Genomic DNA, 13,828 nt, shown 5'->3' on the forward strand with positions numbered 1-13,828 from the left:
ATTCGTCTTACTTAAATGTAATATTCCAGTTCCGGGTAGCTGCCTGTTACAGACTTCTTCTCCATTTTCACTTGAAGGCCCAGCCGTTTTTTGATCCGAATCACGGCCATGCCGCATATCAATCCCGAAATAATAAGATAGAGGGGATGAATTCCTGCAAACAGAAGAACAGCTACGGTCACAATGGCAGCTATCGCTGTTGTTGTATCTAAGATAGAATACCTGGCCGTCCGATAAGCTGCCATGCTAATTAGTGCAATAATTCCACCGTTCATTCCTTTTAAAGCAGCTTCAACTTTGGGTTGGTTACGAAATAGGATGGCGAACACGCTGATCAGGATCACAATCAAAAACGTGGGACATGTCACGCCCATGACGGCAGAGCTCCCGCAATTCCTGCCTGGCGATGTCCGATCATCGCAGCGGCATTGACGCCAACTCCTCCGGGAGCAGAGCCGGCAAGCGATATAAGCTCACCGATCTCGTCCTCTTGTATCCATTTTTTCTTGTTCACCACTTCGCGTTCAATAATAGGCAGCATTGCATATCCGCCTCCAAATGTGGAAGGGCCGATGCAAAAGAAAGTCCAAAAAAGCTGTGTCAGTAACATAAATTGTTCTTTCAGGTTTTGGATGCTACCCTTATCCTTTCCATCACGCATGATGAATTCGAGGCATCGGCATGGACTCCTTGCCAAGCTCAGCCCAGATGTATTTGAGCAGAAGCTCAGACTTGAGCTGGGTGTACTCAGGTTCATTCCACAAGTTAAAACGTTCATCGGGATCCTGTTCAAGATCGAAAAGTTCACCATAGATTTGATTGTAATAGACGGTGATTTTATACCGCTGTTCGATATATGTTTTTTGATGAATCGTCGTGGGTTCGTGTCGAAATTCGCAGAGAGCATGATTACGAACGGCTTCCTTGGCGCCCATCCACACTTTCTTCTGATCGATGCCCGTCATGGCGTGCGGAATTGCAATGTTGCAAAGGGACAAGAAGGTAGGAGCCAGATCGACCAGCGATTGTATGGCATTTGATTTTTTCGCAGCAGGCACCTCACCAGGGTATCTTACGATAAATGGGATTTTGATAAGATCTTCGTAATTGAATCCACCCTTGGCCTGAAGACCATGCTGTCCGAAGAAATGACCATGATCGGTTGTGAAAACGACGATCGTATCGTCTGCAATACCCAACTCATCCAGCTTATCGAGAATTTTGCCAATATATTTATCCATCATGCTGATCATTCCGTAATACACGCCGACCAGTTTTTTCTTGTCATACTTCGTTAGCCGGGATTTGTCGCCATATTCATAATAATGATGCGAACGGTAACCGTGAATGCCGAAACCGGTTTCAACCAGATGCTCAAAATTCGGATTCTCCTCCTGGGTCAGTTGAAAATGTGGTGGGTTACGATCATGCTCTCCAGGTGTTATAGAGGGAATCGTCAGATCATCGGGGTCATACATCGAATCCCAAGGTTCCGGTACCAGATATTCCGGATGCGGATCGAAAAAGCTGGCCCACAGAAAAAATGGATCATCAGCATGGGTGTATTGCTCCAAAAGGGAATTGGTTCGTTCGGCTATCCAGGTGTTGTAGTGATATTTCTCAGGGATGGACCACTTATACGTTACGGAAGGGTCCATCGTCCCAGTTGGGGGAAGGAAGTAATCTCTCCAGTTCGTACATCCCTGTTCTTCCAGCCATAGCGCGTAATGCTGACCGACATGCGCTTCATTCGTATGATTACGTGTTAACTCTACGTGGTCAAAGCCGTAAAATGGACCGTGGAAATGTCTCCAGTACTCCAAATCCTGCAGGATGGGATACGCTTCTGCCGACGGGTATTCCTCTGTAGATTTTAAAGGCTGAAAATGTGCTTTACCTACTAGCGCAGTGCGGTAGCCTGCCTCCTGGAAACTGTCCCCGACGGTATGACGGTCTTCAAGCAGTTTTGTGCCTAACGTCCAGGCTCCATGCTGACTGGGATACATACCTGTAATAATAGAAGCACGGCTAGGGGTACAGGTAGGGTTTGGGCAATATGCGCGATCAAACGTTGTTCCTTGCCGGGCAAGACGGTCCAGATTGGGTGTGGAAATCTCAGACTGAAAAGCTCCGATTGTGTTCCAGTGCTGCTGGTCACTAGTGATTAGCAAAATGTTAGGTGTTCTCGACAAGTGTAATCGCCTCCTAGTAAGATGATATTGAAAAAAACGAGTTATAAAAATAGCCCGGTGTTATATTTTTATTGTCATTTTGTTATGATCAGACAAAATAGGAGAAGGAGGGAACTCCCTACGATGCAGGAATATGAGTATGAGCATGCAGAATTCATCTACTATAAGCCAGGTTATTTGGATAAAGAAGAACACATCTGGCCAGTTCGGGCAGGGCGAAGTATAGCCAAATCCAATTACCGAGTTGGCCCCAAACGTATCGAGTGCTACAGTCTTCATTTTGTGCATGAAGGTAGGGTCAGGCTTGAGTTTGATGGCAAGAGAGTGGACCTGCAGAAGAATGATTTGTTTTGTCTGTTTCCCGGCAGAACCTATTACTATCACATGCTTCCCTCGGAATCTCCGCTGCAAATGAACTGGCTGGCATTGGATGGGCCTAAAGTCAAACCCTTATTGGAGCTGGCTGGTTTAACTCCGGAAAGTCCGTTTGGCAAACAGATGTGTTCTCCACAGGTCCAGGAAACGTCCGAACGACTGATTCATGCATTAGCATGTGTGGAACGGTGGAAGCCAGCAGTATCGCTGGAGTTGCATGGGTTGGTATATGGATTGTTAGCCAGTCTTGTTCCAGACACCAACTACGCACAGCCTACAGAACTAGCGGGCTGGATTCATGAATGCATGGATTACATGGAATTGCATGCAACAGAGGGTATTTCCGTGCAGCAGGTCGCCGACTTCGCAGGGGTACATCGTTCATACTTCTCCAATATGTTTACCACTCAGGTTGGACTGCCTCCGTTAAAATTCATGCAGAGAATACGAATGGATAAGGCCAAACAGCTTCTAAAGGATACGGATGCTACCGTTACGGAGATTGCTTTGTCTCTCGGTTATCCGAATTTATATTCATTTACCAGAGCATTCAAAATTTATTATAAAGTACCTCCAATCATGATGAGGAGAACCTCAAGCTGATCCTGAACAAACGCATGTCCAGTAAGGAGAACGCTCACTTTTTATTGGATCTTGAAAAAGGAGACTCCCACAATGAAGCTCTCTACATTGCAGAGATGGATTTCACCGAAACGCAGCATTCAAGGGAAAATTTTTATCGCTTTTATTGCCGTTACCCTAGTATCCATTATTTTAATTACGGTCATTGTTTATATGAGCATGCGTGAAACGATTACGCAAAATGCGATTACTTCGGTTTCGGACAGCATAAGGCAGGCAGATGAATCATTGAACATAATGCTGGAAGAGATCGACCGTCTGAATACGGTCGTGGTGACTAACAAAAACACGGTCATTGACACTTTGCTCAGTCCGAATGAAGAGATCAGCTATGAGTGGTTTCAGGAGCAAAAGCGGATGGATGAATTTCTATCGTCGCTGATCGATTATAAGGCCTATATTTCACGGATAGCCGTTGTGGGCCTGAGCGGGAAAGTTTTTTTCTCAGGTGGACCTTGGCTGGACAGGACCATCTTGGGTACGCCAATGATGAATTACATGCTGCAAAATGGATCAAAGCACGCATATTTCAAGCAGACAGGAGTATCAAATGCGGTTACCATTGGTCGGGAGATTCGTTATAACCGTGCGACCATTGGAATTGTTATGGTGGACCTGAATTATGAGTTTATCCAGAAAACATATGACGTGAGACCAACTACAGATAGCATGATCTATGTACTGGACAAGGGAAATCAATTCGTCTATGAAACCCGAGCCACCTCTTCTCTTACTCCTTCAGATCAGGAAATTAAGAAGATCAATCAGCAATTTACAACGAATGGTGAAGCGATCAGGCGTTACATTGATGGAAAAGAATATATCGTTGTTCGCCGTAAATCCGACTATACTGGGTGGAGTACTATTTCTTTGGTTCCGATGGATTCTCTGCTGACCGAATCGGTGAAGCTGCGCAAACTGCTGGCAGAGGTGTCCATTATTGTGTTTGTCGTTGTACTGATCGTTTCACTTCAAGTCTCTTCCCGAATTACCTTGAATATCCGAAAACTAAAATCACTGATGATGTTGGTGAAGGACGGAAATCTGACACTTCCCCAAAATGAGATTAAAAGTGAAGATGAGACAGGACAACTGTACCATGTCTTTAACGGTATGGTGGAAGAATTGAAAGATCTGCTCGAAGGAATCCGCGTCAGCGAGAAAGAGAAGCGGGAAGCTGAGCTTACTGCGCTCCAAGCACAAATCCATCCTCATTTTTTATACAATTCGCTCAATACGATCAAGTATCTGGCCAGGCTAAACGGAGTTCCAAACATTGAAGCGGTCTCGGGATCGTTGATTGAACTCATGCGAAGTGTCCTTGGTAATTCAAGCGAATTTCTTACGGTACGTGAAGAATTGGCTTATGTTGAGCACTACATTTCCATCATGAAGTACAGATATATGAAGCCGATTCGGATGATTACCGAAATTGAGGATGACGCATTGCTGGAATGTCGGGTGTTGAAGCTGATGCTGCAGCCCCTGGTTGAAAATGCAATTATTCATGGAATCGGACCACGTGAACAGGATGGATTCGTGTTGATCCGGGTGTATGAAGAAGGAAACAATCTCCATATTGATGTGGTGGACAATGGAAAGGGGATCACGGAGGAGCAACGGGAGTATTTACTGAAAGGTACGGGTACAAACGGAGAAACATCACGTTTTAGTGGAATGGGTGTGCGTAATGTACACGAACGAATCGTTCGCACATACGGCGACTCATATGGTGTCCATTTGTGCAGTGAACCGGGGGTGTACACCAAAGCTGAAATTTGGCTCCCCAAACTGGAGAAAAGTATGGAAAATACCAAACGAGAGGTGATATAAGCCATGTTTCAGGTGCTACTCGTCGATGATGAACCCTTAGTATACCATAATCTATGGACATTATTGGACTGGGCTGACTATGGATTTGAATTATGCGGTCAGGCGCATAATGGGTTAATTGCTTTAACGATGATTGAGCAGTCGCCACCGCATATTGTCATTATTGATGTAGATATGCCTGAAATGAACGGTGTAGAGCTCAATCGGGCTATCAAGGAACGTTTTCCGTGGATTAAGACCGTTATGCTCAGCAGTTATGACGATTATGACTATGTGCGAGATTGCCTGAACAATGGCTCCATTGATTATTTGCTCAAGCATCGATTGGATGAGTCAACGCTGCTCAACATCCTGAATAAAGCCGTATCGGAATTGCAGCAGGAAGATCGGTTGCGTGAGAAACAGGTCGCCGAGAGTGCCATGGCCGAGAAAGTGAGTCCCGAGGTTATGCGCGAGTATTTGCTGTATTTACTCAAAAGACAGACGAAGACAACGTACGGGTTTGAAGACTTTTCCCAGAAAGACAATCTGTATCCGCATGCGTCCAGATATGCAACCGCAGCTTTACAGATTGTTCCGTTCCTGCTGCTGACAGAGTCGTACAGTGACGTGCAGACCAATGGTCTGGTTCAGCAGGTGGTCGATATGATGCAGAAGAGCCTGGGTGATATCCATGAGCGGACAGCGGTGTACGTTGAGGAAGGGCGATTTGTTATCGTGTTTTCTTTCAGGGAACGAAGCGAGCACATCATGCAGCGTGAGGTAGATGGACAACTGCGGAAGATTCAGCATGCGTTGGAACTGTTCCTGAATCTGCAAAGTGTAACCGCAGTAGGGCCAATATGCACCAGTCTATCACAGCTTGCATCCAGTTACTGCTCCGCCGAATACGAACTCGATGGATCTTCGTCTGTGAAAACGCTCAGAAGCCATACCCTCCAAGTTAAAAGTCCATGTTCGGACAAGCGTTCACATGAAAACGATCAGAGTCAACGAGTTTCTCTGACCATTGAGGAGCACAAGCAGCTTCTGTTATCCATTGAAAGGTTTGACAAGCAAGGCGTGCATCAATTGATTTCCACTATTATTGCTTCGATTGACCACTTGCCTATCCATTCACATACGGTTCAGATGATTGTCAGCGAGCTCATGCAAACGGGTGATAAAGCATGGAGGACCTGCTTGCCTTCCACAGATCCAGCGGTAGCTAATCTGCCTTCAAGAAGCGAGCTTGGGCGCATGAAAACGATAAGAGAACTGGAGCAAGGCCTGCAGTCCTTTTTCTCCAGTCTGTTTCATTTGTTGAATCAACATCGTGTAATCGGTTCCTATTCTCGCCATGTCACGCAGACGATCCAATTCATTCTGGAAAGGTATTCCGGTTATGTCACATTGGAGATTGCGGCAAGCGTTATCGGCCTGAATGCCTCCTATTTAAGCAGAATATTCAAGGAGGAGACGCAGCGGACTTTTTCAGAATATCTGAATCAGGTTCGGATTGACGCAGGGTGCAAGCTGCTGGACAGCGGCCGATACTCGATTAAAGAAATAAGCTTGCAAGTGGGATTTACGACACACAACTACTTTTTCAAAGTATTCAAAGAAATAACGGGTTTAACACCGCAAGCGTATTTGAGCAATCCAGGAAAAAGGAAGAACGAAACGAAACTCCCGACTTTGCACTTGGGAAACTAGGCAGATAAGAGCAGAACTCTAAACTCGTAAAATATGTGGAGTAAAGGGTCATATTATTGTAATTACCTTCCATGCCCGGTGAATTATAATGAGCACACACCAACCGTGAACGCTTACAAATTACGTTGGTGATAAAGAATTGTGGGGGGCACAACTTTATGCGCAAACGCTGGGGAAGAAATATGATCATGATGATGATCGCTTCCAGTTTGATGCTGGCTGGATGCAATTCCGGTGGAAGCAATAACGAAGCTTCACCAGAGGTTTCGAAGAACGACGTTCATACGAACGGGTTTCCGATTGTGGACGAACCGGTGAATCTCAAGATGTTTACCCGCATTGCACCCGTAAATGGCCCTTTCAAGGAGATGCCGGTTTTCCAGGATTACGAGAAATTAAGCCATGTAAAGGTGGAATTCATTGAAGCGCAGACGGATGGTTTTCAGGAGAAAAAAAATCTGTTGTTTGCTTCGAATGTACTGCCGGATGCCCTGTTCCGTTCAGGTATTTCCCCGCTTGAAGCCATCCGCTATGGCTCTGCCGGCCAATTGATCCCACTGGAAGGTCTTATCGATGAATATGCTCCGAATTTGAAGAAATTAATGGAACAATATCCCGAAATTCGCTCAGGCATTACTACACCAGAGGGCCACATTTATACAATTCCGGGTATTGTTACGCTAAGTGCGGCGCGTACGGATAAGAAATGGATCAATCAGATGTGGCTGGACAAGCTGAATCTGAAAGTGCCGGAGACCACCGAAGAACTTTACAATGTATTGCTTGCCTTCCGTGATGGTGATCCGAATGGAAACGGCAAACAGGATGAACTTCCGATGACAGCCCGCGTAGGATTGGCTGTTGTAAACGCGATGAGTGGGTCATTCGGATTGGATTCACAGCTCGGCTATAACATTAATATTGAAAATGACAAAGTTAGTATCTGGATGGGCAGCGACCAGAATAAAGAAATGCTGATGTACTTAAATAAGCTGTATAAGGAAAAGCTGCTGGATCAGGAAATATTTTCACATACGGAAGCGCAATATCTGGCCAAGCAGGGATCGGGAAATACAGGTTTTTTCTTTGACCAGACGAATAATAACTTCTTGTCGATCAAAGACCAATATACTGGTATCGCCCCACTGGAAGGTCCACAAGGTGACCGTTTACAGAGTCAGGCTCTGCCAGTAGCCAGGGATTTTGGAGCCTTTGCAATCACATCCGTCAATAAATATCCTGAAGTCACGATGCGTTGGATTGATTATTTCTACAGTGACGAGGGTTCTACCCTGCTCCGATTCGGAAGAGAAGGCGAGCATTACGAGATGAAGGATGGTATTCCTTACTATAAAGAGGACTTCCTGAAAGAAATCAGTAACCAGGCCAAAATTACGCCTTATGCCGGCGGAGGCGCGCCACATCTCATCAGTGAACAGGTTGCTTCCTTTATCAATCCACCTCAGGTGCAGGAGGCGCAGCAAAAGCTCGATCCGTTCATGCCAAAAGTTCGCTATGCGGCTCCGATGTTTGATGAGCAAACCGCCCAGGAAGTTAACATCCTTCGAAATGATATCGATAAATATTACGAAGAACAGAGTACAAAATTTATAGTCGGTGCAATCGGTTTTGACAAGTGGGAGCAATTCCAGGCCACGCTCAAAAAGATGAGAGTTGAGGAACTGGAGAAGTTGTATCAGGATGCCTTTGACAAGATGCAGAAATAATGCTGAAACATCATGGATGAGGAGCAGTTGCCTATGAAAAGCGTCAAAACCGATACAACGATGACGATGCCACGAAGCCATCCGAAAAAGAGTTCAGGCCTGTTCAGGCAAATGGGTAAAAGATTGGACCTGTACCTTATGCTGCTTCTGCCAGTCACTTGGTATGTGGTATTCCACTATGCCCCTCTGTATGGACTGCAAATTGCGTTCAAAAATTTCAATCCGGCTAAAGGGATTCTGGGCAGCAGCTGGGAAGGCTTTGGCCACTTCGAACGATTCTTTGATTCGTATTATTTCTGGAGACTTCTATGGAATACATTATCGATTAACTTGTTCTCCTTATTAATTGCTTTTCCGATTCCGATTCTGCTAGCACTAATTATTAACGAAATTCGCAATAAAACCTTCAGCAAGTGGCTGCAAAATATTACGTATATTCCCCACTTTATTTCAGTGGTCGTTATCGTTGGCATACTGAATGTGTTTCTCTCGCCCCATACGGGTCCAGTCAATCTGCTAATTGAGGCATTCGGAGGTACACCGATCCGTTTTCTTGAGGAAGCAGGTTGGTTCAAAACCATTTTTATCAGTTCGAATATATGGCAGAACATGGGCTGGCAATCCATCATCTATATTGCAGCCTTGAGCGGAGTGAATCCGCATCTGTATGAAGCTGCCAAGATGGATGGAGCGTCACGGCTGCGGCGCATTTGGCATATATCGCTACCCGGCATCGCTCCGGTCGTCATCATTTTGCTCATTCTGGATATCGGTCATTTCATGAACGTAGGGTTTGAGAAAATTTTGCTGATGCAAAACAATCTCAATCTGGAATCGAGCGACGTCATTTCAACGTTTGTCTATACGACAGGTATCCTCAAGGGAGAATACAGCTATACAGCTGCTATCGGGCTTTTTAATTCAATCATTAATCTGCTGTTACTTTTACTGGTCAATCGGATTGCGCGCAAGACGTCTGAGACGAGCTTATGGTAAAGGAGGGCAAGATCCCATGTCCAAGCAGGCGACAATACAAGCCAGTTCCAATGATCGGATTTTCGATGTAATCATCTACATCATAGCCTCAATCATTATCATCGCTGTGTTGTACCCGCTGATTTTTATCGTGAGTGCTTCGTTCAGTGATCCCACAAAAGTATTAAACGGAGAAGTCTGGTTACTGCCCAAAGGACTGACGCTGGATGCTTACACGAATATTCTACACAACGAGAAGATTTGGCTGGGATACCGTAATACAATATTTTATACGGTCGTGGGCACTGTGATTAACATTATCATGACCGTATTGGCTGCATACCCTCTTTCCAGACCTGACCTTCCTGGACGTAATGTAATCATGGTGTTCATCACGCTAACAATGTTCTTCAGTGGCGGATTAATTCCAACGTATCTATTGGTCAAAAATCTGGGCATGGTGGATACGATGTGGGCTCTGATCATTCCCGGCGCAATCGCCACGTACAATCTGATCGTGATGAGAACGTATTTTCAGTCGAGTATTCCCTGGGAGCTTCAAGAAGCTGCCCACATGGATGGGTGCTCCAATTGGCGGCTGCTTGTGAGCATTATCCTGCCCCTGTCCAAGCCGATCCTGGCCGTGATGGTGCTGTTCTATGCCGTAGGCCATTGGAATTCTTTTTTTAACGCGCTCATCTATATTCGTAACGAAAATCTGCATCCGCTTCAGTTGGTACTGCGCGAAATTCTGCTGATCAGCCAATCCGATGCCGTGGACGGCAGCCTTGGTTTGGAAGACAAAATCCTGCTCGCGGAGAGCATCAAGTATGCGGTGATTATCGTCTCCAGTTTGCCTGTACTGTTGATGTATCCTTTTGTGCAGCGCCATTTTGTTAAAGGGGTCATGATTGGATCGATTAAAGGTTAAATCCATATCAACCACAATGATGGAGGACTTATGTTGAAATCAAACGCCAGAATTAGTATAGATTGTAGTCGTGTAAGCGAACACACGGTCAACCCTTTTTTGTTTGGGCATTTTGTGGAAGACATCCGAGACCATATGGAAGCGATGCTTGCATTTCCATTGAAGGATATGGACTTTGAAAGCGAGGCTGAATCAAGCGCTTCTGTATCGGGAAGCTGGAGTACCTACACCAACGGAAGAAATACGCAATATGCAATGGAAGCCCCGGCTCTCAGACATTCGGGTCGCGCTCAGCGTATTCGTATCTTTAGTGATGATGAAGCGTACGCCGGGATTGCACAAAGCTGTGCATTGAAAGGGCCTATGGACTACACCGTTCGTATAGTTGCGCGAGCCTCCATCGAATTCCAGTATTTGATGGTGGAGGCGGTCGATAGACGTACGGAAGAAGTGCTCGGTCAGTTGAAAATCGAATTGCACAGCCATAACTGGCAGGATTATGAAGGACGGCTGACGATCCTACGTGCTTGTTCAGATGCAGAGATTCGGGTGTATGTTCCGACAGAGCATCCAAGATGGATCGATCATGTCTCCACGGGAATGCTCTGGCTGGACCATGTGTCTTTATTGCCTGTGGATCATATTGCTCTGGTAAAAAGCGAAATAATAGAGATGACCAGAGAACTAAACGCAGGCATGATGAGACTTGCAGGGAACTACATTAGCGCCTATCACTGGGAGCATGGCGTTGGGCCGATTCTGGAGAGGCCAGTCATGTACAACGAGGCATGGGGAGGATGGACCAGCAAATATTTCGGAACGGATGAATTTATCCGCTTTTGTTACGAGCTGGAGGTGGAACCTCTGATTTGTGTGAACGATGGATCGGGTACACCTCAAGAGGCCGCCCAATGGATTGAATATTGTAATGGAAGTGTAGATACCCCAATGGGGGCTCTTCGGGCGAAGAACGGATCTCCGGAACCATATCATGTGGAGTATTGGGAGATCGGCAACGAGGTTTGGGGGCAATGGCAAGTTGGAGCTTGCTCTGCGGAGCAATTTGCGGAGCGGACCGTACAGTTTGCCAAAACGATGAAGGAAGCAGATCCTTCCATTGTATTGCTGGCCTGTGGACATTACGAGCAGGATTGGAATAAAACTGTGCTTGCTCTGGCAGGGGAGTATATCGATTATTTAACATTACATTTGTATCACGGCTACGGTGCCTTTGGCATGAATCGGGATACGCCGGCTGAGGATCGGTATAAAGCAATGGCTAGTTATCCCGAGTGGACCCGGCACTATATACACCAGACAATGGAGGTCATTCATTCCGACATCAAGCATCAGCATGTGAAGCTGGCCATCACCGAATATAACACGATGTACTATCCAAACACTGTGCGAAAAGGACTGCCAGACGAGCATACCCTTGGAGCAGCCGTGGCGAATGCCGCCAATCTGAATGAAATGATTCGTTGCAGCGATAGCGTGCAGATTGGCAGTTTCTCCGATCTGGTCAATGGTTGGCTTGGGGGATGTATCCGTGTCGGGGATTTCTATGCGGATCAATATCGGGGCAAGCATGCTGGATGGAGTGGACACCCACTCACGATCTATGGAACTCCAACCTATGAAGTATTAAAGCTTTACGCGAATCGGGATATTCATCATATCCTGCCTGTCGAAGCTGAATGTGGAACATTCTCTGTAACTTCAAACCAAAAAACGCCTGTAGATCTGGATGCACTCCCCGATCTGGATGTTGTAGCCGGAATGAATGTTGATGGCAGCAGGGTCACCTTGTTTATTGTGAACCGAAGCTTGGAGGAAGTATCGGTTAAGCTGGATTTACAAGTTTTCGATGCGAGTGAAGAGGGGACCTTATATGAGATTACCAGCGATTCGCACAATAACATCAACTCCGTGTTTCAACCCGATCATATCAAGTGCGCAGAACGGAGTGTTTTGACTGAGGATTTGCAGCGTGGTTACGTATTACGTCCTTCATCCATCTACGTGCTGGAGTTTGGAAAGGTAGACTAATTGTCTCGACATCCCGGACTGTAGACAAATAGGGTTTCAGAACCTTTACCTAAGTTCTGAAACCCTATTTTCTGTTCTGTGGTGTCTTGACCACCAATCAATCCGATACTTGCCTGATGAAAGTAGGCAATTTAAATAATTACTTGTTTTCGCTTATACAAAACGGGTATTGCCGCTGCTATAAGGATCACACCCATAATGGCGGGTGCAGCATGACCAAGCGATACATAGATTTGACCTCCAATGATAGGACCAATCATTCTTGCTAAAGCCTGGATAGATTGGCTACCGCCTTGAACCCTGCCTTGTTCATTAGAATCGACAGATTTGGAGAGCATGCCATTGAAGGAAGGCCCGAAGATCGAATCACCAAAACCAAAGATAAACATGCCCACGATAAACAGTGGATAGAATGAGAACAAAGTAGATAGTGCGATCAGACTGTAACCTATAATTTCTGAAATCATTCCAAGAATGGCGATCTGTTTATCGCTAAGCTTTTTCAAAAGCTTAGGCATGATGAGACCTTGTGAGATGATATCCTGGACACCCATAATTGAGAACATAAGTCCGATGATTGCAGGCTTCCAATTGAAAGTATCCATTGAAAATTGTGAGAAAACGGCCTGTAAAGATCCGTTGGGTATCCAAAGTAAGAAGGCTGAGATCAGTAGTCTGTTTAAGTTTTTCATGGAAAGCAGGTTTGCAAGCTGTATGAAAGGATTAAGTCTCACCAAAGTAATTTCTTTCAGTCTATGTGTCTTGTCAAGACTCTCAGGCATAAAAAAGAATCCATATATAACATTCACCAAAGTTATGATTGCTCCAAAATACATGGGTGCAGAATAATCAATCTTGGCGAGTAATCCGCCAACAGTCGGGCCAATGACGGTGCCTACACCTACAACCGCACTCACCCATCCAAAGTATTTGGTTCTCTGTTCGGGTGGGATGATGTCCGCAAAATATGCGAAAATTGTACCTATGCTTCCGCCTGTTACCCCCTCGATTATACGCCCCGCAAAGAGTATCCATAGGGCTCCACCTATGCCGAAAACCAAGTATCCGATTGCGGAACCCAAAAGGCATACCAGGAGCAATGGACGACGGCCATATTTATCGCTCAGAGCTCCAAGCACGGGGGACGCAAAAAATACGCAAAAGGCATAAACAGAGGTCAGCAGCGTAACAACGATAGCTTGTTCTCCTGGACTGCTTGTATAAGGCTGTACTAGAAATGGGACAACAGGCGCGATAATACTGAAGCCTATTCCGCAAAGAAACACAGAGATCAGACCGAATAATAAAGCGTGTTTGTCTATGGTTTGTTCTGTGTTCTGTGTATGATGTGATCGTGATTTAAACATTAATTTCTCCTCTCAAACGTCGTGATTTTATTTCCTTGGAAA

11 protein-coding genes are annotated in these 13,828 nt (G+C 45.6%); 7 read left to right on the top strand and 4 right to left on the bottom strand.

From position 1 onward, the window contains the following. Positions 1-11: 11 nt before the first annotated feature. The 3 genes from BUA17_RS31945 to BUA17_RS04855 all read right to left on the bottom strand — a co-directional run bounded on the left by BUA17_RS31945 (position 12) and on the right by BUA17_RS04855 (position 2,192). Positions 12-374: a chromate transporter gene (locus BUA17_RS31945; protein WP_348537056.1), complete on the bottom strand. Its 363-nt coding sequence runs from the start codon at positions 372-374 to the stop codon at positions 12-14. Further along, complete coding sequence (locus BUA17_RS31950; RefSeq protein WP_348537057.1) at positions 365-541, bottom strand: chromate transporter; 177 nt, start codon at positions 539-541, stop codon at positions 365-367. Before BUA17_RS31950 ends, BUA17_RS31945 begins: the two co-directional genes overlap by 10 nt. A gap of 112 nt (positions 542-653) precedes the next feature. Further along, entirely contained in the window at positions 654-2,192 is a 1,539-nt protein-coding gene (locus BUA17_RS04855; RefSeq protein WP_072732778.1) for a sulfatase family protein, read from the bottom strand. A 123-nt stretch (positions 2,193-2,315) separates the two neighbouring features. Here BUA17_RS04855 and BUA17_RS04860 point away from each other — a divergent pair, with 123 nt between their 5' ends. From BUA17_RS04860 to BUA17_RS04890, 7 genes are all read left to right on the top strand, one after another. After that, complete coding sequence (locus tag BUA17_RS04860) at positions 2,316-3,170, top strand: AraC family transcriptional regulator (RefSeq protein WP_063565113.1); 855 nt, start codon at positions 2,316-2,318, stop codon at positions 3,168-3,170. A 72-nt stretch (positions 3,171-3,242) separates the two neighbouring features. Beyond that, positions 3,243-5,042, top strand: a complete 1,800-nt coding sequence (locus tag BUA17_RS04865; protein ID WP_072732779.1) for a sensor histidine kinase — start codon at positions 3,243-3,245, stop codon at positions 5,040-5,042. A gap of 3 nt (positions 5,043-5,045) precedes the next feature. Then, complete coding sequence (locus tag BUA17_RS04870) at positions 5,046-6,737, top strand: response regulator (RefSeq protein WP_072732780.1); 1,692 nt, start codon at positions 5,046-5,048, stop codon at positions 6,735-6,737. 158 nt (positions 6,738-6,895) lie between these two features. Continuing rightward, positions 6,896-8,464, top strand: coding sequence for a type 2 periplasmic-binding domain-containing protein (locus BUA17_RS04875; protein ID WP_072732781.1), 1,569 nt, complete (start codon positions 6,896-6,898; stop codon positions 8,462-8,464). 33 nt (positions 8,465-8,497) lie between these two features. Beyond that, positions 8,498-9,460 carry an ABC transporter permease gene (locus BUA17_RS04880; protein WP_072732782.1) on the top strand — a complete coding sequence of 321 codons (963 nt, stop codon included), beginning with the start codon at positions 8,498-8,500 and terminating at the stop codon, positions 9,458-9,460. Positions 9,461-9,476: 16 nt separating this feature from the next. After that, positions 9,477-10,370: a carbohydrate ABC transporter permease gene (locus BUA17_RS04885; RefSeq protein WP_072732783.1), complete on the top strand. Its 894-nt coding sequence runs from the start codon at positions 9,477-9,479 to the stop codon at positions 10,368-10,370. 33 nt (positions 10,371-10,403) lie between these two features. Next, positions 10,404-12,419: an alpha-L-arabinofuranosidase C-terminal domain-containing protein gene (locus BUA17_RS04890; RefSeq protein WP_072733480.1), complete on the top strand. Its 2,016-nt coding sequence runs from the start codon at positions 10,404-10,406 to the stop codon at positions 12,417-12,419. A gap of 131 nt (positions 12,420-12,550) precedes the next feature. Here the strand turns inward: BUA17_RS04890 and BUA17_RS04895 are convergent, their stop codons facing one another. After that, entirely contained in the window at positions 12,551-13,786 is a 1,236-nt protein-coding gene (locus tag BUA17_RS04895) for an MFS transporter (RefSeq protein ID WP_072732784.1), read from the bottom strand. Positions 13,787-13,828 lie beyond the last annotated feature (42 nt).

This window comes from Paenibacillus sp. ov031 (assembly GCF_900143165.1).
GTDB lineage: Bacteria > Bacillota > Bacilli > Paenibacillales > Paenibacillaceae > Paenibacillus > Paenibacillus marchantiae.